Here is a 25,082-nt window from a genome sequence, read left to right on the forward strand (position 1 = left end):
CCGGACAGCGGACACGAGAACAGACAGATAGGGTGACGGCCGTGGAGGCGGAGGCCTCGGAACGCGCGAGGATCGTCGACGCGGCCTACCGGTGCCTGGCCGCACGCCCCGGCGGCATCTCGGTCACGGACATCCTGACGGCCGCGGGCCTGTCCACACGTGCCTTCTACCGCCACTTCGAGTCCAAGGACAGCCTGCTCCTGGCGCTGTACCGCCAGGACGGCGAACGCGTGGACGCCGAGCTGCGCGCCGCGACGGCCGCGGCAGGCTCGCCGCGCGAGGCCATGCAGACCTGGATCCGCGGCTTCCTCGAACTCACCGCGCACTCCGGGCGTCGCCGGCGCGTCACGCTGCTGAACTCCCCCGAAGTCGTGCGCGCCGAAGGCTACCCGGCCGAACACACGCGGGTGATGGCGGAGCACAAGGCGACCATCGCCCAGATCCTGCGCGAGGGCCACGCGGACGGATCCTTCCCCGCGGCCGAACCCGAGACCGACGCCAGGCTGATCCTGGCCGTCGTCAGCGGAGCCTTCACCGACCGGATGTCCCGTCCGACCACGATGAGCGCCACGAAGGCCGCCGAACTGGTGACGGACTTCGTCTTCCGCGCACTCGGCGCCGAGCCGCGCTGAAAACAGGGCACGCTCGCCGTACAGCATGGTGTGGCGGTGCGGGAAGCGGGCTGACCACCCACGAGCCGCCCAGGCGAATGCGGTGAATGAGTGATCTGAACAATAGGATTCGACCGCGCCCCTACGGTCGCACGCGGCAAGTAGGATAATCGCGTTCATCATCCGGAAGGGGAAGTCGTGGCCGGGATCAGGCCCACCACCGTACGGGTGCCGAAGGCCGGCGAGATGGTGGCCGCGCAGTTGCGGCGGCAGATCGTCACCGGCGAACTCAAGGAGGGCGACGGGCTCCCCTCGGAGAACACCCTGATGCAGCAGTTCGGCGTTTCCCGGCCCACCCTGCGCGAAGCCTTCCGCATCCTGGAGTCCGAGCAGATCATCCAGATCCGCCGTGGTGCCCGCGGCGGAGCACACGTGCTGGTCCCCGACCCCAGAACAGCGGGCCGTTACGCCGGGACCCTGCTGCAGTACCGCGGCACCACGCTGGCCGACGTGTACGCCGCGCGTACCGCGCTGGAGGCCAGCGGCGTCGAGTTCCTTGCCCGCAGGCGCTCCGCGGCGGACCTGAAGACCCTCGGCAAGGCACTCGCCGAGGGAGAGCAGCTGCTGGAAGATCCCATCGCGTTCTCCGAGCAGGCCGACCTGCAGTTCCACCGGCTGCTGATGGAGCTGTCCGGCAACCAGACCATGATCGTGCTGCTCGACATGCTCTACGCCATCATCGAACAGCACAACCAGTCGGTCATCAACGCCAACCGCGACAGCGCGAACGCCGGGCCCTCGGTCCAGCTGGTGCAGAAGGCGCACGCCAAGGTCGTCGACCTGATCAGGCAGAAGGACGTCGACAAGGCCGTCGCCCACTGGCGCCGGCACCTCACCCAGGTCAGCGAGTTCGTGCTGGCGGGGCCCGCGGAGACCGTGCTCGACGTGCTGTCCTGAGTCACGCGCTCTCCGGTTCCGCGCTGCTCAGCGCGTTGAACGGCTGGGTTCCCGCCGGAAAGCCGGTTCAGCGCGCGAGCGGATCCCGCGGCAGGCCGAGGATCCGCTCCGCGATCACGTTGCGGGTGATCTCGGACGTGCCGCCCGCGATCGACAGGCAGCGACCGAAGAGGTACTCGAACATGATCGCCTCCTCGTCCCCGGTCACCGCGGCCGTGCCGGACAGCTCGACCGCCAGCTCGGTGACGCGCTGGGCGTGCTCGGCCGACAGCAGCTTCGTCACGTTGCCCTCCGGTCCCGCCCCGGCACCGGCCACGGCGCGCGTCGCCTGACGCAGGTTCAGCGCGCGCATCGCCTGTTCCTCGGTGACAAGCCGCGCGATGGCGCGGGTGTGCTCGGTGTCGGTGACGCCGTACCGGCTCGCGATGCCCGGCAGATCCCAGGCCGAGAGGCCCTCCCGGGAACCGCCGCCGATGGACACCCGCTCGTTGCCGAGCGTGGCCCGGGCGACCCGCCAGCCGTCGTTCGGCTCCCCCACCACGTCCTCATCGGGAACGAAGACGTCGTCGAAGAAGACCTCGTTGAACAACGCCTGGCCGGTGATCTCGCGCAGCGGCCGGATCGTGACACCGGGCGCGGTGAGGTCGACGGCCATCGCCGTGATGCCCTTGTGCTTGGGGGCTTCCGGGTCGGTGCGCACGGTCGCCAGGCCCCGGTTGCAGTTCTGCGCGTCACTGGTCCAGACCTTCTGGCCGTTCACGCGCCAGCCACCGTCGACCCGCGTGCCACGCGTTTGCACGGCGGCCGCGTCCGAGCCGGCGTTCGGCTCGCTGAACAACTGGCACCACCGCTGCTCGCCGAGCAGCCCCGGCGCGATCCACCGCCGGATCTGCTCCTCGTTCGCGGTCTGCGCGAGGGTCAGCAGCACCCATCCGCCGATGCCGAGCGAAGGCGCCTCGACCTCGGACAGCTCCTCCTCCAGGACAAGCTGCTCGACGGCGGTGGCGCCCCGCCCGAACGGTTCGGGCCAGTGCGGAACCTGGTAGCCGGACGACGCGAGTAGCGCCCGGCGCTCGCCGTCGGGCGTGGCGCGGTACCGCTCGAGGAACTTCCGGGCCTCGGCCCGGTGGATCTGCGCCTCCTCGGGCAGGTCGATCGTGAACTGCCGCCGCACGCCGGCCTTCGTGGCCGCGAAGACCTCGTCCTCGGGCGAGCCCAGTGCCGCCACCACGGCCTGGAGCGCACCGGCACGCCGCAGGTACAGGTGCGCGTCGTGTTCCCAGGTGAAGCCGATGCCGCCGAAGATCTGGATGGCCCTGCGCGCGCAGTCCTGGTAGTTGCGCAGCGCGAACCCGGCCGCGGCCGCCGCCGTCAGCCCGGCCTCGTCGGCCGTGGCCGCGCCCCTCGCCGCGTCCCAGGCGAGCGCGGTCGCGAGCTCGACGCCGACGAGCATGGTGGCCAGGTGGTGCTTGACGGCCTGGAAACTGCCGATCGGCCGGCCGAACTGCTCCCGGACCCTGGCGTACTCCAACGCGAAGTCCAGACAGCCCCGCGCCCCGCCGGCGGCCTCGGCGGCGGCCAGCGTCCGCAGCAGCGAGACCGCGGCGCCCGCCGCTCCGGCCAGCACGTGACCGTCGGCCGCGGCCAGGCCGGTGACGGTGACCTTCGCCAGCCCCAGCGACGGATCCAACCCGGTCACGGGGGCCACGGCGAGCGCGCCGGCACCGGCGGGGACGACGAGCAGATCGTCGCCGGCCGCGAGCACGAACACGTCGGCCCACTGCCCCGCCAGCACCGTCAGCTCCCCGGTGAAGCCACCGTCGGCCTCGCGGGTCAGGCCGGGCGCCAGCCCCAGCCCGGCGACGGCCGAGCCGTCGGCCAGCCGCGTGACGAGCTCGCGCAGCGCTTCGCCGCCCGAGCCGGCCAGCACGGCGGACGCGGTGACGGTCGGCAGCAGCCGACCGGGACCGACCGCGCGCCCCAGCTCGTCGACGACGACCGCCAGCTCCGGCAGGCCGAACCCGGACCCGCCGGCCGACTCCGGCAGGTGCAGCCCGAGCCAGCCCAGGTCGGCGATCCGCTTCCACACGTCCGGCACGGAGGGCGCGTCCGGGTCCAGTACGGCGCGCGCGGCGGCCCGGACCCGCTGCTCGGTGGCGAACTCCCGGACAACGGTCGCGAGTTCCTGGTGCTCCTCGGTGATGGCAAGCCCCATCGGGCGGCTCCTCAGCTCGGTCGGGCGTCGTGCTGTAGTGGTTCCGGCTCGTTTTTTCGGAGTCAGACCTCGATCAGGACCGCACCGCCCTGACCGCCGCCCGCGCACATCGTCGCCATCCCGAGACCACCGCCGCGGCGGCGCAGCTCGTGCACGAGCGTCACGATCATGCGTGCGCCCGAAGCGGCCACCGGATGGCCGAGGCTGCACCCGCTGCCGCTGAAGTTCACCCGCTCCTCGTCGAGGCCGAACTCCCCGCAGACGGCGATCGGGACGGAGGCGAACGCCTCGTTGATCTCCCACAGGGTCACGTCGGCGGGCGTCCGGCCCGCCCGCCGCAGCACCTTCTCGGCGGCGACGAGCCCGCCGAAACCCATGCGCGCGGGAGCAACCCCGGCCGAGGCCCAGGCGACGATCTTCGCCATCGGCGTCAGCCCTTCCGCGGTGGCCAGTTCCGCGGCGGCCACCGCCACCGCGGCGGCCGCGTCGTTGACCCCGCTGGCATTGCCCGCGGTGATGGAGAAACCGGGGATCTCCGGGTGCAGGACCTTGAGCGAGGCCAGCTTCTCGAGTGAGGTCGTACGCCGCGGGTGCTCGTCCACGGCGAACTCGACCACCGCGCCGCCAGGCCCGGTCAGTTTGAGGGGGACGATCTCGTCGGTGAACTTGCCGGCATCGATCGCCGCGATCGCGCGGACGTGGGACCGGTACGCCCAGGCGTCCTGCTCCTCGCGGGTGATCCCCGCCTCTTTGGCGGTGTTCCAGCCTACGGAGATGGACATGTCCCGGTTCGGCGCGTCGGGCGAGTCCGGGTGGGTCGGCGGGTACCAGTCGACGTACTCGCCGGCGGTGCCCGGGACACGCTGACGCAGGCGCGGCCCCATCGAGGTCGCCTGCACACCGCCCGCCACGATCGCCGACTCCATCCCCGACGCGATCGACGCGGCCGCCATGCCGATCGAGGTGAGACTGCCCGCGCAGTGCCGGTTCACGGCCGCTCCGGGCACATCAGGCATCCCGGTGACCACGGCGGCATAGCGGGCCAGGGCACCGCCTCCGTAGAGGCTTTCGGCAATGATCACGTCGTCGAATTTCGCGGGCTCGAGTTCGGAGCGGCGCACGGTCTCCTCCACGATCGCCGCGGCGAGCGTCTCTCCGCTGGTGTCGGCGAGAGTGCCCTTCCCTGCCGTCCCGATGGCCGTACGAGCCGCGCTGACGATGACCGGAGCGGACATGTGCACCTCTCTGGGGGTGTGTACCGTACCCGACTCTGCAACACGCAATAGTAGTCATTACGATAACTACAACAGTACAGTAGTCATGAGGGGCCCGGAACCGGTCCCTGCGGCCGGGCACACCAGTGACGCACGCAGCGCCTTCCCAAGGAGAGAACATGGACCTTTCCGGATCGTCCGCACTCGTGACCGGCGGCGCCGGCGGCTTCGGCGCGGCGACCGCCCGCAGGCTCGTCGCCGCGGGGGCGAAGGTGGTCATCGCGGACCTCGCGGAGGAGAAGGGCAAGGCGCTCGCGGACGAGCTCGGCGACACGGCGGCCTTCGTGCCCACCGACGTCACCAGCGACGAGTCCGTGGACGAGGCGATCGCGGCCGCGGCCGGACTGGCCCCACTGCGCACGACCGTCATCGTCCACGGTGGACCGGTCGCCGCCCGGCGGATGGTGAACCGCAAGGGCGAGGCCTACTCCGCCGACATCTTCGCCACGACCGTCGACGTCTACCTCACCGGCACCTACCGCGTGATGAGCAAGGCCGCCGCGGCCATGGCCCAGAACGATCCGCTCGAGGACGACCAGCGCGGCGTCGTGATCTCCACCGCCAGCATCGCCGGCTTCGAGGGTCAGGTGGGCCAGAGCGACTACTCCGCCGCCAAGGGCGGGGTGATCGGCCTGACCCTGACCGCGGCGCGCGACCTCGCGCCGACCGGGGTCCGGGTCATGTGCATCGCCCCCGGCACGTTCTTCACGCCCGCGTACCGGATGAGCGAGGAGGAGGCGCAGGCGAAGTGGGGCCCGGGCGTGCCGAACCCCAAGCGCATGGGCCACGCCGACGAGTACGCCCGGCTGGCACGGCACATCGCCGAGAACGACTACCTCAACGGCACGGTCATCCGCATCGACGGCGCGCTGCGCTTCAACATCTGAACGGCCATGCCCGCAGGCGCCCCTCGCGTGCAGCCGGCGGCCTGACCCAGTCGGCGTCGAGCGCCGGATCCGACACCCTGTTCAGCTCGTTCCGCTGAGTACAAGCATTCGGGGGGTTCGCGCACGCGCGAACCCCCCGAGGTCGACCGTCCTGCCCATCAGGCCGGCACAGGCGCTTCCTCCTCGGCCTTGTAGACGACCGGCAGGCCCATGAAACGGCGCGTGTTGTCACCCATGAAGTCGTAGGTGCGCTTCTCGGACATGCCCTCGGCGTACTTGAAGTAGCCCTTCGGCTCCGCCAGGCCCTCGGGGTGCGGGTAGTCCGACCCGAAAAGGACCTTGTCCCAGCCGACGGTGTTGACGACGTCCTCGACCGACCCCTCCCAGAACGGGCTGACCCAGATGTTGCGGCGGAACGCCTCAATCGGGTGCTCGGGGAACGAGGTCGGCTCCTTGGAGTACGAGACCTCAAGTTCGGTGAACAGCGACTGGATCCAGTGGCTGCCGTTCTCGATGCTCGCGATGCGCAGCTTCGGGAACCGGGTGAGCGTGCCATGGCAGATCAGGCTCGCCAGCATGTCCGCGATCTCGCGATGCCCCAGCACCACCCGGCGGAACGCGCTGCCGGCGAACGCGCTGTTCGTCGACGGCGGCTCCCACCTGTTGACGTAGTCGGTCAGCGGCGGCTGGCTCGCGTGCAGCACGACCGGGATGTTCGCGTCCTGGACGTCGGCCCAGAACGGGTCGAACTCCGGCAGCGCCGGCGAACGCCAGCCCCGCAGGCCCTTCACCGGCGCCGGCTTCATGAGCACCACCTTGGCGCCGTTCTCGATGACGTACTCCAGCTCCCGCCGGGCGTCGTCGACGAGAGCGCAGCTGATGACCGGGGTCATGAACAACCGGTTCTGGTAGACGTACTGCCACTGGTCGAGCATCCAGCGGTTCAGCGCGTGCATGACCGCCACGACGAGCTCGGGGTCCTCCGCGGCCGAGTGCTCGACCAGGTTGGCCAGTGTGGGGTACACGAGCGTGCTGTCGACCCCCTGCTCGTCCAGGACCTTCATCCGGGCCTCGGGCTCCCGCCAGGCGGGAATCGAGTCGACGCCCCGGCCGCCGAGCTCCTTCAGCGACTTACTCTCCGGGTTGTTGCCGGAATAGAACGGCTCGTACGCACCCGGTGCGGCGACGCGGTCGAAGGTCGGGTTGGGGATGTAGTCCGTGATCTTGTTGAGGATCGCGATCCTCGTTCGCCTGCCGACCTGGACGAACTGCACGGCGGAGCGGTACTTCTCCGGCAGGTACCGGGTCAGCGCGTCCGGGGTCTCGTACATGTGCTGGTCGGCATCGAAGATCGGCGCATCGGTGAACTGAGGTGACGCCTCGGTCATGTGCTGGATCCTTCCCGGTCCGAACCTCTACTAAAGCCCATACTGTAGGGTACACTATTAAGCATTCTATAAGTTCCCGTCGTCAACCACCGCGGCCACGTCCAGTCCGGTGCGCAGAGACGTCCGCGACCGCTTGACCACGAGACCGGTCCGCACTCACCGGAAGAGGAACATGACCATCGAACTGCGCCGGAACGACTATTCCTTCGACGAGCAGCAGACCGAGGTCCGCGCGATGCTCGCCGGCTTCTTCGGCCGGCATTCACCCGCCGACGTGGTCCGCGCGGCCGAGCCACTCGGCTTCGACCCGGCGCTCTGGCAGAACGCCGAGCACGCCGGCATCGTCGGGCTGGCGTTGCCCGAGGCGCGCGGCGGCCAGGGAGCCGGGCTCGTCGAGCTGGCGTTCGCCGCGGAGGCCGCCGGCCGCACCCTCGCCCCCGTGCCACTGGCCGACCACGCGGTGGCGGCCCGCGCCCTCTGCCGCCTCGACGGCGGCGGCATCGACGTGGACGCGGCCGTTTCCGGCGAGACGATCTATTCCCTGGCACCGCTGCCCCACGGTGGTTCGGGGCGGCACCTGGTCCCCAGCGGCGCCCTGGCGCACGGGGTGCTCGCCCGCCGCGGCACCGAGCTGGTGCTGCTGCGCCGGGACACCCCGCCACCTCAGACGGCCAACGACGCCGCAGCGCCGGTCGCCTTGTGGGATCCGGCGGATCCGGAGGTCTCACAGACCGTTCTGGCTACCGGCGACGTCGCCGAGGAAGCGTGGCGGAAAGCGCTTTCCGAGTGGCGGGTCGTCACCGCCGCGGCGCTGGTGGGCCTCGGCGACGGGGCGGTCGCGCTGGCCCGCGACTACGCGCTGGAACGGCACCAGTTCGGCGTCCCGATCGCGACGTTCCAGGCGGTCGGCCACCGTCTGGTCGATGCGCACGAGGCCGTCGAAGCGGCGCGAAACCTCACGCTGAAGGCGGCCTGGTTCCAGTCCGAGGAACCCTTGACACGCCCGGAGTTGCCGGTGATGGCTCTCGCCAACGCGGCCCGGGTCGCGCCCCGGATCACCGGCGACTGCGTGCACGTCCACGGCGGCTTCGGCCTCATGCTCGAGTCGGACATCAGTCTGTACCATCGCCGATCCGCGCTCTGGGGCCGGCTCGGCGGCGGCAGCCGCATCCACCTCGCCGAGATCGCCACCGCACTGGACCGCGTCGAGCGGCGCCCGGTGCCCGGCCGTTCCCTCGTCGCCACCGGGGGTGCGTGATGGACTTCAGCCGGATCGAGCTCGACGACGAGCAGCGGGCCTTCGAAGCGGAAGTGCGCGAGGTCTTCGAGAACCACTGGACACCCGACCCGCACGCGCTGAATCTGGACCACGAGCGCCCGAGCAAGGAGCTCATCGAGCAACTGGCCGAGCGCGGGTGGGTGCACCCCCGCAGCCCGCGGTCGCGGGGCGGCGCGGAGCTCGACGCGGTCCGGGCCCGGATCCTCGACCTGCTGCAGGTCGAGTACCGCGTGCCAAGGTTCGGCAACGGCCTGATCCTGCCCACGGTGCGCAAGTACGGCTCGGACCAGCTGCGAGCGACGGCGCTGCCGGCGCTGGAGAGCGGCCGGGCGTCGTTCTGCCTCGGCTACAGCGAACCCGACAGCGGCTCGGACATGGCCGCCGCGCGCACCCGGGCCGTGCGGGACGGCGACGAGTGGGTGATCAACGGCGCGAAGATGTTCACCACCTACGCCGAGATCGCCGACTACGTGTTCCTGCTGGCGCGGACCGGCCCGGTGGAGGAGAAGCACCGGTCGCTCACGATGTTCCTGGTCCCGATGGACACTCCCGGCATCGAGGTGAAACCCATCAGCGCCATGGGGCACGTGGGCACCAATATGACCTTCTATCGGGACGTCCGGGTGCCCGACAGCTACAGGCTCGGTCCGGTCGGCGAGGGATGGCGGGTCGTCTCCGAACCGCTCGCCACCGAGCACGGTGCCGGCGAGGGAAGCGAGCTGGCCGAGCTGAACGGCTCGATGGGCTCGGCGTTCGTCCGCACCCTGGAGGAGATGCTCGACCTGGCGGTCGAATGGGCGCGGACCACCGAGCTGGAGCCCGGCGTCCTCGCCATCGACGACCCGCTCGTGCGGCACGCTCTCGCCGGTGTCCTGCTCGACATCGAGGTGGAGTGGAACACGCCTTCGGAGTTCGGGAAGGTCACGGCATCGGAGACGTTGCTGCGCGACGCGGAGCTGCTGGTCGACCTGATGGCACCCGCCGGGGTGCTGGCCGAGGGGGCCGACGGAGCGGCCGCCCAGGGCAGCGCGGCGTGGGCCCGGGCCATGGCCCCGGCCACGCAGATCTACGGCGGCACCACGGACATCTGGCGGAACAACGTGGGCCGGAGCTCGCTCGGCCTGCCCCGCAGCCGATGAGCGAGACGAGGAAAACAGGATGCTGACGGCGATTCAGGCGCTGGAGCTGACCAGTCCGGCCGCGGGCGAGTTCCGCGGCGAAAGTGTGCTGGTCGGGGACGGCCGGCCGGTCTTCGGCGGACAGCTGATGGGCCAGGTGCTGATGGCGGCGGCCGCCTCGCACGGCGACAAGGTCGTGCGGTCGCTGCAGATCATGTTCCCGCGCGCCGGCGATGTGGCTCAGCCGCTCGAATTCTCGGTCGACACGCTGCACTCGGGACGCACGATGGCCACCGTCGGGGTGGCCGTGCGGCAGGGGCAGCGGCACATCAGCCGGGCCACGGTCCTGCTCGACACCGAGGAAGAGGACGTCATCCGGCATGCGCCGCCGCTGCCGGCGGTCGGCGACCCGGAGCAGGCCAAGCCCGCCGAGAACCTGAGCCACCACGGGGCCGAGGTGCGGATCGTCGGCGACGTGGACCTCGGCGACCCGGAGCAGGTCGGACCGCCCGAGGTCGCGGTGTGGGTCCGGTGGCCGGACGCGCCGCGCGGGGACCGTGCCCGCAACCACGCGATCTCGGCCTGGTACACCGACAACATGCTGATCGGGGCGGCGATGCGCCCGCACGCGGGCGTCGGCGGCAGCATGGCACACGCCTCGCTGTCCACGGGCGTTGTCACGCACACGCTCACGTTCCACGAAGCGTCCGACGCCGCGGACTGGCACCTGCTGGCCAACGATGCCGCGTACGCCGGCAGGGGCCGCGTCTACGGAACCGGCCGGCTCTTCACGCAGGACGGGACACTCGTGTCGTCCTTCAGCCAGGACTCGATGATCCGGCGCTTCCCCGGGCACGTCAGTGCGCGTGGGCCGCAGTCCGGCGCCATGTAGCCACGCGAGAACGGCCGGCACACGATGCGCGTGCCGGCCGTTCTCGTTACCGGGCTACGGCTCGCTGACGACGGCGGGCCGGACCGGCGGCGCCTCGTTCCATGCCGGCACCCCCAGCTCCGGCGTTCCGGCGGGGTATCCCCCGGTCCGCTCGGCCCACCCGCTGTGATTGATCTGGTGCATGCTGAAGCAGGCGTTGAGCGCGTTGGTGAATCCCATGTTGTCGACCGTCTGGTTCACCGACTCCTTGATGAGCAGCGCCGCCATCGTGTCGATCCGCGCGATCCGCCGGGCGAAGTCGACCGTGCGGTCGGACAGGGTGTCCGCCGGGAAGATCTTGCCCACCATGCCCAGGCGGTGCGCCTCCTCGGCGTCGATCGAGTCGCCGGTGAGCATCAGCTCCTTGGCCTTGCGGGGCCCGAACTCCCACGGGTGGCCGAAGTACTCGACACCGCACATCCCGAGCCGCGTCCCGACCACGTCCGCGAACTCGGTGCCCTCGGCCGCGACGATCAGGTCGCAGGCCCACATCAGCATCAGGCCGGCCGCGTACACCTTGCCGTGCACCTCGGCGATCGTGATCTTGCGCAGGTCCCGCCACCGCAGCGTGTTCCGGAAGAAGTAGTGCCACTCCTGGGTCATCCGCGCCTCGGGCCTCGGGCGGGTGCCGCCGTTCATCGCGTACGTCGGGTGCTGGTCCGGGCCGGGCTCGCGCTCGGCGACCGACAGGGCCGAACCCATGTCGTGGCCGGCGGTGAACATCTTTCCCGCACCGCGCAGGATCACGACCCGGACGGTGTCATCGGCCTCGGCGGCCAAGAACGCGTCGTTCAGCTCCACGAGCATCCCGCGGTTCTGCGCGTTGCGCGCCTCCGGGCGATTGAGGGTGATGCGGGCGATCGTGCCCTCGTCCAGTGTCTCGTAGGTGATGAAGGTGTACTCACTCATGAGGCGTCTCCTGACGGCGTTGTCGTTGTTCGTCGCCGCGCTCCCCGGCCGCGAGCCGACCCTCGAGTTGCTCCGGCGCGCGTGGCCCGATGATCGAGGACGTCGGACCGCTCCGGCCGGGACCACCTGGACACCGGTGTCGCCCAGCCTGCGCGGTTCGGTGTCCGAACTCCTCGGGCCGGTCTCGCGAATACTACCGTATGGGATACGGTTGGTGCGTTGACCATCCCCTGGCCGGGCGCGGCGGAACCTCGCGATCACCTCGGCGCCGAAGCGCCGAAGCGCCGAGGTCGCCGCAGCCGGCACCTCAGCCGGTGGCGGCGACACCTATCGCGGCCAGGCAGAACCGTACGAGGTGGCCGCACTCCGCGGGAGTCGGCGCCGTGCCGTCCTGGGAGTGCCGCCTGAGCACGGCGAAGGTGAGATCGAAGACGGCGCCGGTGTCCAGGTCGACCTGCCTGCTTCCCGCCGCCCGCACGGCCTCGCGCAGGAGGTCGCGCACCTTGCCGAGGCCTCCCGCACCGGCTTCGGCGACGGCCCGTTCCCCCAGATTGCTGACGATGGCCCGGCTCTGCCGAGCCGCGGTGTCGTCGATGACCTGGGCCAGCACGCCGCGAACCCAGGCCTCGATCTGTTCGGCCGGACCGGACGCTTTCGCGACCTTGTGCGCGAGGAAGCCGTACACCCGGTCGGTGCCGCGCTCGAGCGCCGCCCGCAGCACCTCGTCCTTGCCGCTGAAATAGCGGTAGAACGCCTGGTTGGACGTGCCCGCCTCGGCGACGATGTCGGCCACCCGCGGCGCGTTGGGTGCGGCGCGCGCGGCCACCCGCAGGGTGGCGTCGAGAATGTCCTCCACCTCCCGCTCGGCATCCCCGCGCCGCTTGGACAGCGCGCGTTCGACCGCGACGCGGACGGCCGGATCGGGGCTCTCGGCGGGCTCTGCGGGCAGCGACATGGAAGTCCTCCAAGGAGTGCGGAGTCGGCATCCTCGCCGTGCAGAATGTTGATTCTCGATCGAGAGTATGCCTATTCTGCCGATCTTATCACCGTGCCGCACAGGAGCCGTCATGACCTGGGACTTCACCGTCGAACCCGACTTCGCAGAGCTGTTGACCTGGGCCGAGGCGTTCGTCACCGGCAAGGTGTACCGGCTGGACGCGTTGTGGCCGCACGACACCTACCGGCCACTGACCGACGAGCAGCGCCGGGTGATCGACCCGCTGAAGCAAGCGGTGCGGGACAAGAAACTGTGGGCCTGCCACCTCGGGCCCGAACTCGGCGGCCAGGGCTACGGTCAGCTGAAGCTGGCCATGCTCAACGAGATCCTCGGCAAGTCGATCTGGGCCCCGCGCATCTTCGGCACACAGGCGCCCGACACCGGTAACGCGGAGATCATCGCCCACTACGGCACGCCGGAGCAGAAGGCGCGCTTCCTCGAACCGTTGCTCGAAGGCGACATCGTGTCGTGCTTCTCGATGACCGAGCCCCAGGGCGGCGCCGACCCCGGTGTCTTCGTGACCCGCGCGGAGCAGGACGGGGACGACTGGGTCATCAACGGCACCAAGTTCCTCTCGTCCAACGCGCGCTGGGCGAGCTTCTTCATCGTCATGGCGGTCACCAGCCCGGACGCGCCGGTGAACAAGCGCATGTCGATGTTCCTCGTCCCGGCGGAGACTCCGGGAATCGACATCGAGCGCAACCTGGCGCATGCGGGGGAGCAACCGGACGACGGCGCCGAAGCGCTCGTCCATTACCGCGACGTCCGTGTTCCGTCGTCGGCCCTGCTCGGCGCCGAGGGTGACGCGTTCGGCGTCGCCCAGACGCGCCTCGGCGGAGGGCGCGTCCACCACGCGATGCGCTCGGTCGGCGGGGCGCAGCGATGCCTCGACATGATGGCCGAGCGCGCCCTGTCCCGCACCACCAAGGGCGAACCGCTGGGCCGCAAGGGCGCCGTGGAGGCGATGCTCGCCGACTCCTACCTGGAGATCCAGCAGTTCCGGCTGCTCGTCATGTACACCGCCTGGCAGATCGACAAGTACAACGACTACAACCGGGTTCGCAAGGACATCGCGGCGATCAAGGTGCAGACCCCGAGGGTGCTCGAAGCGGTCGCCCGCCGCGCCATCCAGGTCCACGGCGCGCTCGGCACGACCTACGACCTGCCCCTGCTCCGGTTCTACCTCGCGGGTATGTCGCTGGCGCTGGCCGACGGGCCCACCGAGGTGCACCAGGGCACTGTCGCCAGGCAACTGCTGCGCGGCTACTCCCCCGCCCCCGGTCTCTGGCCGACCGAACACATTCCGACGCTCCGCGCCCAGGCCGAGGCCGACCTGCTCGGAAAGGGAACCACCCGATGACCGCCACCGGAACCGGGCTCGACACGAATGCACTCGTGTCCTGGATGGACAGTGCCGGGCTGCCCGGAAAGGGCGCTCCGCTGGAATGGGGCTTCATCTCGGGCGGCAGCCAGAACCAGATCTTCGAGATCCGCCGCGGGGACCTGCACGCGGCGCTGCGCATCCCGCCCGCCACCGCGCCGGCTTCGCGCGACGAAGGCATCCTGCGCGAGTGGCGGATCATCGAAGCGCTCGACGGCACCGACGTGCCCCACACCGCGGCGATCGGAATGTGTTCCGACCCCGCCGTGCTGGGTCGGCCGTTCTACCTCATGGGATTCGTCGACGGCTGGTCACCGGTCGGCGGGGACGACTGGCCGGCGCCGTTCGACAAGGATCTCACCACCCGCCCCGGCCTGGCCGAGCAACTGGTGGACGGCGTCGTGCTGATGGGCGCCGTCGACTGGCGGGCGCGCGGCCTCGGCGATCTGGGTCGCCCCGACGGATTCCACGACCGCCAGGTGCCGCGCTGGACCAGGTTCTACGACCGAGTCCGGGCCCGCGAGGTGCCGGGCTACGACGAGGCGACCCGCTGGCTCGCCGAACACCGTCCCCTCGACTTCGTGCCCGGCATCATGCACGGCGACTACCAGTTCGCGAACGTCATGTACCACCACGGAGCGCCGGCCCGGCTCGCCGCGGTCATCGACTGGGAAATGGGCACCGTCGGCGATCCGAAGCTCGACCTCGGCTGGCTCATGCACTCCTGGCCCGAGGACACCGCGGCCCATGGCGCGGACGGCTACGTCGCCCTCACCGGGATGCCCGGCCGCACCGCGCTCATCGAGTACTACGCCGAGCGCTCCGGCCGCCAGGTCGACGACATGGACTACTACCAGGTGCTCGCGAAATGGAAGCTCGCGATCGTACTGGAGCAGGGCTACCAGCGCGCCGGCGACGACACGAAGCTGCTGTCCTTCGGCAAGACGGTGCTGGACCTGATGGCCGGTGCCGCCGAACTCGCGGCCACGAGCGACTACCGGGGTGCCCGGTGAGCGGTCCCGCGGAGTGGCTGGACCTGTCGGGCAGGGTCGCGGTCGTCACCGGCGGCAGCCGGGGCATCGGCCGGGCCGTCGCCGGCGGCCTCGCCGCCGCGGGTGCCGACGTCGTCGTCGCGAGCCGCAAGCTCACCGCGTGCCAGGCCGCGGCCGACGAGATCAGGCGGGCCACCGGGCGCCGGGCGGTGGGGCTGGAGGTCAACGTCAGCCGATGGGACGAGTGCGACCGCTTCGTCGATGCCGTCTACGACGCCTTCGGTGCCTGCCACGTGCTCGTGAACAACGCCGGAATGTCCCCGCTCTACCCCGATCTGGTGTCGGTCACCGAGGCGCTCTATGACAAGACGCACGCCGTCAACGCCAAGGGGCCGTTCCGGCTGGCGACGCTGTTCGGGTCGCGGATGCACGCCGGTGACGGCGGGTCGATCATCAACATCTCGACGGCCGGCTCGTTGCGGCCGCATGTGATCGACCTGCCGTACGCGATGGCGAAGGCCGGGCTCAACGCCATGACGCTCGGGCTGGCCGGGGCATGGGCGCCGAAGGTGCGGGCGAACCTCGTGCTCCCGGGCGCGTTCGACACCGACGTCACCAGGGCGTGGCCGCCCGAGCAGAAGCGGCGGAGCGGGGAGTCCAACCCGATGGGGCGCATCGGCCGGCCCGAGGATCTCGTCGGGCTGTGCGTGTTCCTCGCGTCCGACGCCTCGGGTTACCTCAATGGCGCGCAGGTCCTCGCCGACGGTGGGGCATTCCGGACTCTGTGAGGAGATGCCGATGAAAGCAGCCCGAGTCACCGCCTACGGGCCGGTCGAGAACCTGCGGGTGGAGGAGGTCGACGATCCGGTGGCCGGGCCCGGCGAAGTGGTGGTCGACATCGCCGCCGCGGCGGTGAACTACCCGGACCTGCTCATCATGAACGGCGGCTACCAGGTGCGCTGGCCGCTCCCGCTGACGCCGGGCTCGGAGTTCGCCGGGACGGTCCGCACGGTCGGTCCCGGCGTCACCGGCCTGGTGGCGGGCGACCGGGTCGCGGGCACCGCGGCGATCGGCGCGTTCGCCGAGCGGATCGCCGTGCGCGCCGACGCGCTGTGGCCGGTGCCCGCGGATGCCGGTTTCGCCGAGGCGGCCGCCTTCCGGGTCACCTACCTCACCGCCTATCACGCGGTCCGCAGCGTCGCCGCGGTGCGCACCGGCACCCAGGTCGTGGTGCTCGGCGCGGCCGGCGGTGTCGGCCTGGCCGCCGTCGAGGTCGCGGCCGCACTGGGCGCCCGCGTGGTCGCCGCCGTCTCCACCCCGGCGAAGGCCGGTATCTGCCGGGAACGAGGCGCGCACGAGACGATCGACTACAGCCGGGAGAACCTCAAGGAGCGGATCAAGGAGCTCACCGGGGGCGGCGCCGACGTGGTGATCGACCCGGTCGGCGGGCAGTACAGCGAACCGGCGCTGCGCGCCCTGGCGTGGGGTGGCCGCTTCGTCTGCCTCGGGTTCGCCAGTTCCGCAATCCCCGCCATCCCGCTCAATCTCGTACTGCTCAAGGGGCTCGTCGTGTGCGGCATGGAGATCCGCACCTTCGCCGAACACCGCCCCGAGGACGCCCGGCGCGACGAGGACGAACTGTTCGAGCATTTCCGCACCGGGCGGCTTCGGCCGCACGTCGGCGGGCGCTACGCACTGGACGACGTCGCGGACGCGCTCGCCGCGGTGCGCGACCGGCAGGCGATCGGCAAGCTGGTCGTCACCATGGGCGGCGGGAACTGACGCCGTTGTCTCGATCGAACTCCGGTGATAAATTACCGAAATTATTGTCGTAAGGCTTACCGCAGATCAGACAGCCGGCCGCATGGGGAGAACGAAGTGAAGAACCGCAGGCAATCCCGCCGCAAGTCGTCCGACGGGGACCTCGCCAGACTGATCCTCCGGGGCGCCATCGCCGGCACGATGATCGCGCACGGCGTGCGACACGGTCGCACCCTCGACGGCACGGCGGGCTGGTTCTCCTCGATCGGGTTCCGGCAACCACGGCTGCAGGCCCAGCTGAGCTCGGTCGTCGAGATCGGCTCCGGCGCGGCCGTCGCCGTGGGCGCACTGACGCCCCTGAGCACCGCCGCGATCGTGGGCACGATGGGCGTGGCCTACCAGACGGTGCACCGCCCGAACGGCTACTTCATCGTTTCCGAGGGCTGGGAGTACGTCGCTTTCATCAGTGCGGCCGCGACCGCCCTGTCGGCCCTGGGCAGCGGCCGGTTCAGCCTTGACCGCGCCCTGGGCGCCGACAAGGTCGGCACGCCGTTGACCCGCGCACTCGTCACGGTGCTGGTCGGCGCCGGCGGTGCGGCCGGACAGCTGGCCGGGTTCTGGCGCCGTCCCGAACCCGCGGAAGCCTGACCCTCCGCCGAAATCATTACCGGAAGGTACCAACCGCCATGGATCTGCTACGCCGTCGTGAGGGCCCTGTCGAGGTCCTCACGCTCAACCGGCCGGACCAGCGCAACGCACTGAGCCCGGAGCTGATGGCCGACATCTCGACCGCGTTCCGCGAGTGCCTCGAGGACACCGGGGTGCGCGCGATCGTGCTGACCGGCGCGGGCGACCGGGCGTTCTGCGCCGGCATGGACCTCAAGGCCTTCGCGGAGCGCTCCCAGGCGTCCGGGCCGGCCGCCGACACCACACATTTCATGATGTTCAGCCAGGGCCGGTACCCCAAGCCGATCATCGGCGCCGCCAACGCGACCGCGGTCGCGGGCGGGTGGGAACTCCTCCTCAACTGCGACATCGTGGTCACGTCAGACAAGGCGAAGTTCGGGCTCCCCGAGGTCAAGCGCGGCCTGTTCGCCGCCGGCGGCGGGACCACGCTGCCCGGCCGGATCCCGCTCGGGATCGCACTCGAACTGGGCCTGACCGGCGATCTCATCGACGCCGCGCGGGCGTACGAGCTGGGCCTGGTCAACCGTGTCGTCCCGGCCGAGGACGTGCTCGACACCGCGCTGGACGTCGCCAGGCGCATCGGCGAGAACGGCCCGCTGGGCGTCCTCGCGACGAAGAAGCTGATGCGTGTGGCGTTCACCGACGGCGTCGCCGCGGCGCGCGCGGCGCAGGAGGGCGAGCGTGCGAAGGTGTTCGAGAGCGAGGACGCGCTCGAAGGCGCTCGCGCTTTCGCGGAGAAGCGCGAACCGCGATGGAAGGGCCGGTGACCCGGCCCTTCCGGGTCACACGGTATCGAGGAACCGCCTGACCTGATCAGTGAACGCGTCGTTGTCGTCACCGGCGACCATATGACCGGTGCCGGTGACGTCGACGGCCCTAGCGTGGGGTGCCAGGGACAGGAAGTCACGCACCCCGTCCTCGCTGAGCACATCGGACTGCACGCCACGGACGACGAGCGTCGGGACCCGGATCCGGCGGGCCGCCTCGCGCATGCGCTCCTCATCGCCGACCGGCCGGCCGTCACGTTCGGCCGGCGGCCGCATGAAGGCGGGATCCCAGTGCCAGTACCAGCGGCCGTTCTCGGCCTGGCGCACGTTCTTGCGCAGGCCGTCGAAACTGGCGGGGCGCGCCCGGTGCGGGTTGTAGTCGGACACGGCCGCGGCCACGTCCTCCAGCGTCTCGAAACCGTCGGCGGAATGGCGGCGCATGAACGCGCCGATCCGCTCGGCGCCGGCGGGTTCGATCCGCGGCGCCACGTCGACGAGCACGAGTGCGCGTGCGGACACCCGCTCCTCGGCCACGGCCACCAGCGAGGTCAGGCCGCCCAGGGACGCACCGACGAACACCGGCGGAGGCCCGCCGTCCTCGCCGAGTTGGGCGACCACCGCCGCGAGATCGGCCACGAGAGCGTCCATCGAGTAGTCGCCGTCGGGTGCCCAGCCGCTGTCGCCGTGCCCGCGCGTGTCGAGCGCGAGGGTGCGCCACCCGGCCCGCGCCAGTCTCCCGGCCGAACCCCGCCACGAATGGCGGGTCTGGCCTCCGCCGTGGAGGAACAGCACAGTGCCCCTGGCGTCGTCGACCTGGTAGTCCTCGCCGGCCACCTCGACGCCCGCCGCGGGAATCCGCGTCACCACAGGCTCGATCAGGGTCATGCCGGGCCAACCTTGCCGGCCGATTTCGTCCATATACTCACGAAGCCCCCTCTGGTTCGACGGTGGCAGGCACGCGGTCACGAGCGGATCGGCGCTCTTGACGGCTGTAGCCCATCTCTCGGATACTAGTACTGTATTCATTACAGTATGGCTCATCGCCAGCAACGGTACTCGTTGTCGAGGAGGACGATGTGAGCTTGGGGCCCGGTACCCGGTTGCGCGGCAGGAATTCGACGTGCGAGGTCATCGTCATCAAGGGAATCGACGGCCCGGCGGTGCTGATGTGCGCCGGCGCGGAGATGCGCGCGCCCGGTGCGGAGCCGGCCGCGCCGGAGCCTGTCGACGGTCCCCCGATCCTGCTGGGCAAGCGCTACAGCGACGACGAAAGTGGCGTCGAGGTCCTGTGCACGAAGGCCGGGCCCGGCCCGTTGACCGTCAACGACCGGGAACTCACCCAGAAGGCGGCGAAGGCCCTGCCGGCATCGGACTGAACGGTTGCGGCACGACGCCGATGCGCAGACCCGTTCAGACTCCTCTTCGTTAGAGGACCCTGTCATGGGCGGCCCGGCGGACGTGCATCGTTCCAGGCGCCTGTTCCGCAGCAGAGGAGAAGAACGTTGATCCCCCGGCCATCTCTGTACTATCCGCGCCGCAATCTCGCGGACCACCTCGTGGCCACCGCCGACCGGCATCCCGAGAGCACCGCCGTCGTCAGCGGTGACCAGTCGATCTCGTTCCGCGAGCTCGACGCCATGGCGAATGCGCTCGCGCGGGCGTTCCTTGCGGCCGGGTTCCGCCCCGGCGACCGCGTCATGATGGCGGCGGCGAACGGGATCGAGTGGCCGATCACGCTCTTCGGCATCCTCCGCGCGGGCGGTGCGATCGTCGTGGTGAACCCCCGCTGGAATGCGGAAGAGCTGGCCAAGAGCGTCGCGCTCACGAACCCGAAGCTGATCATCACCGATGAGGTGTCACGCGTCGCGGCCGAGGCGACGGGCCGCCCACTGTGGACCATCGACCGCGAGACGAGCGGGACCTTCTGGAGCGCGATCCACGGCCAGAGCGCCGAGCCCGTCGAATCCGCGGAGCTGCGGTGGGAGCAGGACGAGGCCATGCTCTTCTTCAGCTCCGGCACCACGGGGGCGCCCAAGGCCGTCCGGCACAGCCATTACTCGCTCGGCGCCTCGGTCATCAACTGGAAGTCGGCGATCAGGCTGCGGTTCGCAGACCGCCAGCAGTTCCCGTTGCCCCTGTTCACCGGGTTCGGTGCCTCGACCATCATCGGGTCGGCGATGGCCGGGGCGACGCTGCACCTCACGACGGGCAACGATGCCGAGTCGATCGCGGCGGAGATGGAGCGGGAACGGATCACCCATTCCATGCTCGTGGCGCCTGTCGCCCAGAAGATCGCGGCACTGCCCGGCCTGGAATCGTTCGACGTGTCGTCGGTCCGCGTCCTCGTCTGGTGCGCGACGGCGGTGAACGAGTCGATCGCGAAGACGGTGACCGAGCGGACGGGCCTGCACTGGGTGATCGGCTACGGCATGACGGAGCTGCTCGGCCTGCACTGCAACCCGGCGGAGAGCCCGGAGCTGTGCCGGGTCGACTCCGTCGGCGTCCCGCGCTCGGACTGCGAGGTCCGGATCGTCGATCCGGCCACCCTGCAGGACGTCCCGCCGGGCACGGAGGGCGAGATCATCGCGCGGAGTCCCGCGCGCATGATCGGCTACCTGCCCGAGGACGCCGATGCCGACGTTCTCCTCGACGGCGGCTGGCTGCGGACCGGCGACATCGGACGGGTCGAACCCGGCGGGTGGCTGATCCTGACCGACCGGCTGAAGGATCTCATCAAGGTGTCGGGACTTCAGGTCGCGCCCGTCGAAGTGGAGTCGGCGATCCTGGCGCATCCGGCCGTCTCGGACTGTGCGGTCGTCGGGGCGCCGGACGAGCGGCGCGGCGAGACGCCGGTCGCCTTCGTCGTGCTGCGGGAGCCGGCGTCCGAGGAGGAGATCCGCACTTGGCTGGCCGGCAAGCTGAGCACCTACAAGGTGCCCTCCCGGCTGATCATGGTCACCGACATTCCGCGCACCGCGTCGGGGAAGATCCTGCGCCGCGAGTTGAGGAAGGAAGTCGCGGTCTCCCAAGCCCGCTAGCCGCCTCGTCGATCCGGCCGCCCTCGTGGCCCCCACCTCGGCGTCCAGCACCCGGCCGAGGTGGGTGACGACCTGCGGGCAATTGGGATCCTCATTAGGGGCAGATCCGCATTGACACCCCGAGGTGACAGGAAGATAATGTCTCTATATATGATCCTGTTCTCTCTGTTCCGCTCGGGCGACCGGCATGACTGACGCCGTCATGCCGAACGGCGCAACGCACCCCGGACGAGTCACGGCGCGCCGCGCGCTGGAGCATGTTCAGCACATCGAGATGCACGGTGACGGTCGCAATTCGCTCGACCTGCGGTTGGTGTGCGAGCTGGCCGAGAGTCTGGAGACCGCCGCCGAGGACACCGATTGCCGGGCCGTGGTGCTCTCGTCCGCGGACCGCCACTTCTGTGCCGGCGCCACGTCGAAGTTCACCCCGGGTGGTTCCGCGTGGACCACATCCGACCTCTACCGCGAAGTACCACGGCTCTTCGCGTTCCCGAAACCGCTCGTCGCGGCGCTCAACGGCGCGACGGTCGGCGGCGGAGTGGGCCTCGCCCTGGTCGCCGACTGGCGGCAGATGGCCACGGACGCCAGGGCTCAGGTGAACTTCTCCCGACTGGGATACACACCCGGCTTCGCGCTGACCCGCACGCTGCCCGATGTCGTCGGCCGCCACCGGGCGGCCGAGCTGATGATGTCGGGCCGCGCCGTGCCCGCGCAGGAGGCGCTCGCGATCGGGCTCTGCGACGGCGTCTCCGCCCCCCAGCGCCTCCTCGATGACGCCCTGGCCCAGGCGCGGACATTCGCCGAGGCGGCACCACAGCCCGCTCGGCTGCTGAAGCTCGCGACGCGGCGCCCGCTCCTGGCCGACCTCGAGCGGATACTCGCGGCGGAACTCGCGCAGCAGACCGCGCTGAAAACGACCGAGGACTACGCCGAAGGTATGGCGGCAGTCCAAGAACGCCGCACGGCTCGCTTCTTGGATCGATGACTGGCGAAGCGGCGACGGTGCTGGACTGAGCACACGGCACCGGACACGCCCGGCTCGCGATCGCGAAAGGGACACAGCAGATGGGTTTGGAGCGGCTGATCAATCTGGCCGACATCGAGCGAGCGGCACGACGGCGACTCCCCCGGCCGATCTTCGACATCATCGCCGGCGGTGCCGGCGACGAGGTCTCGTTGCGCGCCAACCAGGTCGCCTACGAGCGAATCCGGCTGCGCCCACGCGCGCTGGTGGACGTGAGCCGGCGCGACGTCGCCACAACGGTCCTCGGCAAGCCGGTGTCGATGCCGGTGCTGCTCGACCCGGCGGGCTACCAGCGCATGGCCAGCAGCGAAGCGGAGCTCGCCGTGGCCCGCGCGGCCGGTGCGATGGGGACCGGGTTCGCGTTGAGCACCGTCTCCAGCTATCCACTTGAGACGGTCGCCCAGCTGGCCACCGGCCCGAAATGGTTCCAGCTCTACCTGCCGCCCGGGGACGCCTCCGAGACCGCCGAACTGGTCGACCGCGCAGCGGCCGCCGGATACGACGCGCTGTGCCTCACCGTCGACACCACGATGCGCGCGCTGCGCGAGCGGGACGTGCGCAACCGCTTCTCACTGCCGCTCAAGATGACCCCCCGGCTGCTCGCGGCCGGCGCCGTCCGGCCACGCTGGTCGCTGGACTTCCTGCGCGGCAGCGTGGGGCGCGGCACGGCGGCCGGATTCTCGCAGAAGATGTTGTCGATCAAAGCCGCCGGCAGCGCCCTCTCCAGCACGATGCGGCCGGTGACCGAGGCCGACTTCAAGCTGGTCCGCGAACGCTGGAGCGGCCCGCTGGTCATCAAGGGCATCCTCCGCGGTGACGAGGCGGCCAGGATGATCGAGATGGGCGCGGACGGTGTCGTCGTCTCCAATCATGGTGGGCGGCAACTGGACGGAGTACCCGCGACCATCGAAGCGCTTCCCGAAATCGTCGACGCCGTCGGAGACCGCGGAGAGGTGTTCATCGACGGTGGTGTACGGCGCGGGACCGACGTGGTCAAGGCGCTCGCGATCGGCGCGCGCGCGGTGCTCGTCGGACGCCCCTACGTCTACGGGCTGGCGATCGGCGGCGAGGCCGGCGTACGCCGGGTGCTGCAGATCCTTCATGACGAGACCGAGAACGCGATGGGCCTGCTCGGCTGCCGCTCGATCGACGAACTCAGCCGCGACTGCGTCCGGGTTCCCCGCGAGTGGTAGCGCCGCTCAGGCGTACCACTCACAAGGCTCGGCCCCCGCGTCGCCGAGCACGAGGCTGACCTTGCCGCGCATACCGGTGGCGGCCTCCTACGGCCGTTCCGGCGTGATCCGCACCACCGGGCCGCTGTTGCCGGCCGCCTCGGGATCCTCGACGATCCCCACGACGCGCTCGCCGATCTGTTCGGCCGTCAGCCACTCGGCGGACGCCTCGTGCCGGTTGCTGCGACCGTTCACCTTCGAAACGATCATCAGCTCGCGGATCACCGCTTCCCGGTTCTCCGCCTGGAGCCCCCGGTAGAGGTTGCGCTGCGCCGCCTGCACCATCGAGACCGGTGCCAGGCCTCGGGGCACGAAATCGGCCATCCCCCCGCCCACACCCAGATACACCGCGCGGTCCGCGAGCCTGGGAAGGAGCGCACGGGCCGCCGACAGGTGGGCGCCGACATAGCCGGCGAAATACGTCACCAACTCGTCGTAGGAGGTCGACAGCAGCCGTTGGGGCGACCACGGCACGCTGATCGTGTTCACCACGGACGTGCCGGGCCCGAGGTCGAGTGCGCCGGCCAGCGCGACGGCGGCCTCGTCTCCGTTGACGCTACCGGCCACCAGCTCGACCATCGGGCCGAACTCGGCTGCCAGCTCGTCGAGCGCCTGCTCGCGGCGGGCCACCGCGGTCACGACCCACCCTCGGGCAAGGGCCGCCTCGACGACCCCCCGGCCGACGTCACCGGTGGCGCCGAGCACCACGAGACGGGAGGTCCGGGTCACCGCGGGTCGAGCGGGAGCGGGGCAGGCGGGTCGACCGAGTAGTCGTAGAACCCGGCGCCGGACTTGCGCCCGAGCCGACCGGCCTCGACCAGGGGTTTGATGACCTCGATGGTCTTGCGGTCACCCTCGTCGCCGTGGGCCGCGAAGCGGGACGACCGGGAGTCGAGCAGGACGTCGAGGCCGGAGAAGTCGGCGAGCTTGAACGGGCCGATCGGCCACCGCAGGCCGCGCTCGACGGCCAGGTCGATCTGGTCGAACGTGCTGACGCCGTCGGCGAGCAGCGAGAACGCCTCCCGCGAGGCCTCCCCCAGTATCCGGTTGACGAGGAACCCGTCGACGTCCTTGCGCAGCACGACGGCGGTACGGCCGATCCGCTCCGCCCAGGCCGCCGCCTCCCGCAGGATCGCCTCGTCGGTGTGCGGCGAGGCGACGATCTCGACGAGGTCCATGACCACCACGGGGTGGAAGAAGTGCATGTTGAGTGCCCGTGGCCGGTAGTCGGCGTCGCCGACGATCGTGGCCACCCGGATGTGGCTGGAGTTCGTGGCGATGCCGGCGTGCGCGGGAAGCAGCTTCGCGAGCCGGTTGAACACCGCCTGCTTGACGTCCAACCGCTCGACGACCGCCTCGACAGCCCAGTCGCAGCGCGGTGCCGCCGTGTCCACATCGGACGAGAAGGTCAGCCGGCCGAGCGTCGCCGCGGCCTCCTCACCGGTCTGGCGTCCCTTGCCGACGTTGCGTCGCACCAGACCCTCGATCTGGCTCCGCCCCCTGTCCAGCGCGTCGGGCGAGATGTCGACGAGGTCGACGCCGACGCCGTGCAGCGCCGCCTGCAACGCGATCTGCGCGCCCATCGTGCCGGCTCCGACGACCAGGAGGCGGTGGGGTGTGCCGTTACTCATCAG

24 protein-coding genes are annotated in these 25,082 nt (G+C 70.6%); 16 read left to right on the forward strand and 8 right to left on the reverse strand.

Annotated elements, in window-relative coordinates; genetic code table 11:
- Positions 1 to 41: 41 nt before the first annotated feature.
- Positions 42 to 632: a TetR/AcrR family transcriptional regulator gene (locus K8Z49_RS17635; protein WP_412519786.1), complete on the forward strand. Its 591-nt coding sequence runs from the start codon at positions 42 to 44 to the stop codon at positions 630 to 632.
- 177 nt (positions 633 to 809) lie between these two features.
- Positions 810 to 1,568, forward strand: coding sequence for a FadR/GntR family transcriptional regulator (locus K8Z49_RS17640; protein ID WP_412519788.1), 759 nt, complete (start codon positions 810 to 812; stop codon positions 1,566 to 1,568).
- A gap of 67 nt (positions 1,569 to 1,635) precedes the next feature.
- Here the strand turns inward: K8Z49_RS17640 and K8Z49_RS17645 are convergent, their stop codons facing one another.
- Positions 1,636 to 3,783, reverse strand: a complete 2,148-nt coding sequence (locus tag K8Z49_RS17645; RefSeq protein ID WP_021591955.1) for an acyl-CoA dehydrogenase — start codon at positions 3,781 to 3,783, stop codon at positions 1,636 to 1,638.
- A gap of 62 nt (positions 3,784 to 3,845) precedes the next feature.
- Entirely contained in the window at positions 3,846 to 5,018 is a 1,173-nt protein-coding gene (locus tag K8Z49_RS17650; protein ID WP_412519790.1) for a thiolase family protein, read from the reverse strand.
- A gap of 158 nt (positions 5,019 to 5,176) precedes the next feature.
- Between K8Z49_RS17650 and K8Z49_RS17655 the strand changes: the two genes are divergently transcribed.
- Positions 5,177 to 5,944, forward strand: a complete 768-nt coding sequence (locus K8Z49_RS17655; protein WP_412519792.1) for an SDR family NAD(P)-dependent oxidoreductase — start codon at positions 5,177 to 5,179, stop codon at positions 5,942 to 5,944.
- A gap of 158 nt (positions 5,945 to 6,102) precedes the next feature.
- On the opposite strand, the gene K8Z49_RS17660 is transcribed toward K8Z49_RS17655, so the two are convergent.
- A complete protein-coding gene (locus K8Z49_RS17660; protein ID WP_021591958.1) occupies positions 6,103 to 7,332 on the reverse strand; it encodes an amidohydrolase family protein in 1,230 nt (409 codons plus the stop codon).
- A gap of 172 nt (positions 7,333 to 7,504) precedes the next feature.
- Between K8Z49_RS17660 and K8Z49_RS17665 the strand changes: the two genes are divergently transcribed.
- Genes K8Z49_RS17665 through K8Z49_RS17675 form a run of 3 tightly spaced genes read left to right on the forward strand, consistent with a single transcriptional unit; the run spans position 7,505 to position 10,621 of the window.
- Positions 7,505 to 8,590 carry an acyl-CoA dehydrogenase family protein gene (locus K8Z49_RS17665; RefSeq protein WP_412519794.1) on the forward strand — a complete coding sequence of 362 codons (1,086 nt, stop codon included), beginning with the start codon at positions 7,505 to 7,507 and terminating at the stop codon, positions 8,588 to 8,590.
- Positions 8,590 to 9,750: an acyl-CoA dehydrogenase family protein gene (locus K8Z49_RS17670; RefSeq protein WP_021591960.1), complete on the forward strand. Its 1,161-nt coding sequence runs from the start codon at positions 8,590 to 8,592 to the stop codon at positions 9,748 to 9,750. Before K8Z49_RS17665 ends, K8Z49_RS17670 begins: the two co-directional genes overlap by 1 nt.
- 19 nt (positions 9,751 to 9,769) lie before the next feature.
- Positions 9,770 to 10,621, forward strand: a complete 852-nt coding sequence (locus K8Z49_RS17675) for an acyl-CoA thioesterase (RefSeq protein ID WP_412519797.1) — start codon at positions 9,770 to 9,772, stop codon at positions 10,619 to 10,621.
- 54 nt (positions 10,622 to 10,675) lie between these two features.
- On the opposite strand, the gene K8Z49_RS17680 is transcribed toward K8Z49_RS17675, so the two are convergent.
- Positions 10,676 to 11,569 carry an enoyl-CoA hydratase gene (locus tag K8Z49_RS17680; RefSeq protein WP_021591962.1) on the reverse strand — a complete coding sequence of 298 codons (894 nt, stop codon included), beginning with the start codon at positions 11,567 to 11,569 and terminating at the stop codon, positions 10,676 to 10,678.
- Positions 11,570 to 11,876: 307 nt separating this feature from the next.
- Positions 11,877 to 12,524: a TetR/AcrR family transcriptional regulator gene (locus K8Z49_RS17685; protein ID WP_021591963.1), complete on the reverse strand. Its 648-nt coding sequence runs from the start codon at positions 12,522 to 12,524 to the stop codon at positions 11,877 to 11,879.
- Positions 12,525 to 12,636: 112 nt separating this feature from the next.
- Here K8Z49_RS17685 and K8Z49_RS17690 point away from each other — a divergent pair, with 112 nt between their 5' ends.
- From K8Z49_RS17690 to K8Z49_RS17715, 6 genes are all read left to right on the forward strand, one after another.
- Positions 12,637 to 13,926: an acyl-CoA dehydrogenase family protein gene (locus K8Z49_RS17690; RefSeq protein WP_412519799.1), complete on the forward strand. Its 1,290-nt coding sequence runs from the start codon at positions 12,637 to 12,639 to the stop codon at positions 13,924 to 13,926.
- On the forward strand, positions 13,923 to 14,960 hold the full coding sequence (locus tag K8Z49_RS17695) for a phosphotransferase family protein (protein WP_412519801.1): 1,038 nt from the start codon (positions 13,923 to 13,925) through the stop codon (positions 14,958 to 14,960). The genes K8Z49_RS17690 and K8Z49_RS17695 overlap by 4 nt, the downstream gene beginning before the upstream one ends.
- A complete protein-coding gene (locus K8Z49_RS17700) occupies positions 14,957 to 15,727 on the forward strand; it encodes an SDR family NAD(P)-dependent oxidoreductase (protein WP_412519803.1) in 771 nt (256 codons plus the stop codon). The genes K8Z49_RS17695 and K8Z49_RS17700 overlap by 4 nt, the downstream gene beginning before the upstream one ends.
- A gap of 10 nt (positions 15,728 to 15,737) precedes the next feature.
- Positions 15,738 to 16,721 (forward strand): NADPH:quinone oxidoreductase family protein, encoded by a 984-nt coding sequence (locus K8Z49_RS17705; protein WP_412519805.1) that lies wholly within the window; start codon positions 15,738 to 15,740, stop codon positions 16,719 to 16,721.
- A gap of 96 nt (positions 16,722 to 16,817) precedes the next feature.
- Positions 16,818 to 17,348, forward strand: a complete 531-nt coding sequence (locus tag K8Z49_RS17710; RefSeq protein WP_075023075.1) for a DoxX family protein — start codon at positions 16,818 to 16,820, stop codon at positions 17,346 to 17,348.
- 38 nt (positions 17,349 to 17,386) lie between these two features.
- Complete coding sequence (locus tag K8Z49_RS17715; protein ID WP_021591969.1) at positions 17,387 to 18,154, forward strand: enoyl-CoA hydratase/isomerase family protein; 768 nt, start codon at positions 17,387 to 17,389, stop codon at positions 18,152 to 18,154.
- Positions 18,155 to 18,169: 15 nt separating this feature from the next.
- Here the strand turns inward: K8Z49_RS17715 and K8Z49_RS17720 are convergent, their stop codons facing one another.
- On the reverse strand, positions 18,170 to 19,039 hold the full coding sequence (locus K8Z49_RS17720) for an alpha/beta fold hydrolase (protein WP_021591970.1): 870 nt from the start codon (positions 19,037 to 19,039) through the stop codon (positions 18,170 to 18,172).
- 191 nt (positions 19,040 to 19,230) lie between these two features.
- On the opposite strand from K8Z49_RS17720, the gene K8Z49_RS17725 reads away from it, so the two are divergent.
- From K8Z49_RS17725 to K8Z49_RS17740, 4 genes are all read left to right on the forward strand, one after another.
- A complete protein-coding gene (locus K8Z49_RS17725) occupies positions 19,231 to 19,530 on the forward strand; it encodes a hypothetical protein (protein WP_024934056.1) in 300 nt (99 codons plus the stop codon).
- 126 nt (positions 19,531 to 19,656) lie between these two features.
- A complete protein-coding gene (locus K8Z49_RS17730) occupies positions 19,657 to 21,192 on the forward strand; it encodes a class I adenylate-forming enzyme family protein (protein WP_177287820.1) in 1,536 nt (511 codons plus the stop codon).
- Between the two features lie 187 nt (positions 21,193 to 21,379).
- Complete coding sequence (locus K8Z49_RS17735) at positions 21,380 to 22,177, forward strand: enoyl-CoA hydratase/isomerase family protein (RefSeq protein WP_021591973.1); 798 nt, start codon at positions 21,380 to 21,382, stop codon at positions 22,175 to 22,177.
- An 80-nt stretch (positions 22,178 to 22,257) separates the two neighbouring features.
- Complete coding sequence (locus tag K8Z49_RS17740; protein WP_075023074.1) at positions 22,258 to 23,409, forward strand: alpha-hydroxy acid oxidase; 1,152 nt, start codon at positions 22,258 to 22,260, stop codon at positions 23,407 to 23,409.
- An 87-nt stretch (positions 23,410 to 23,496) separates the two neighbouring features.
- On the opposite strand, the gene K8Z49_RS17745 is transcribed toward K8Z49_RS17740, so the two are convergent.
- The gene (locus K8Z49_RS17745; RefSeq protein ID WP_412519809.1) at positions 23,497 to 24,177 is read right to left on the reverse strand and encodes an NAD(P)H-binding protein; all 681 of its coding nucleotides are present in this window, start codon (positions 24,175 to 24,177) and stop codon (positions 23,497 to 23,499) included.
- Positions 24,174 to 25,079: a 3-hydroxyacyl-CoA dehydrogenase family protein gene (locus K8Z49_RS17750; RefSeq protein ID WP_412519811.1), complete on the reverse strand. Its 906-nt coding sequence runs from the start codon at positions 25,077 to 25,079 to the stop codon at positions 24,174 to 24,176. Before K8Z49_RS17750 ends, K8Z49_RS17745 begins: the two co-directional genes overlap by 4 nt.
- Between the last annotated feature and the right edge of the window lie 3 nt (positions 25,080 to 25,082).

Source organism: Actinomadura madurae, from assembly GCF_047130825.1.
Classification (GTDB): domain Bacteria; phylum Actinomycetota; class Actinomycetes; order Streptosporangiales; family Streptosporangiaceae; genus Spirillospora; species Spirillospora madurae.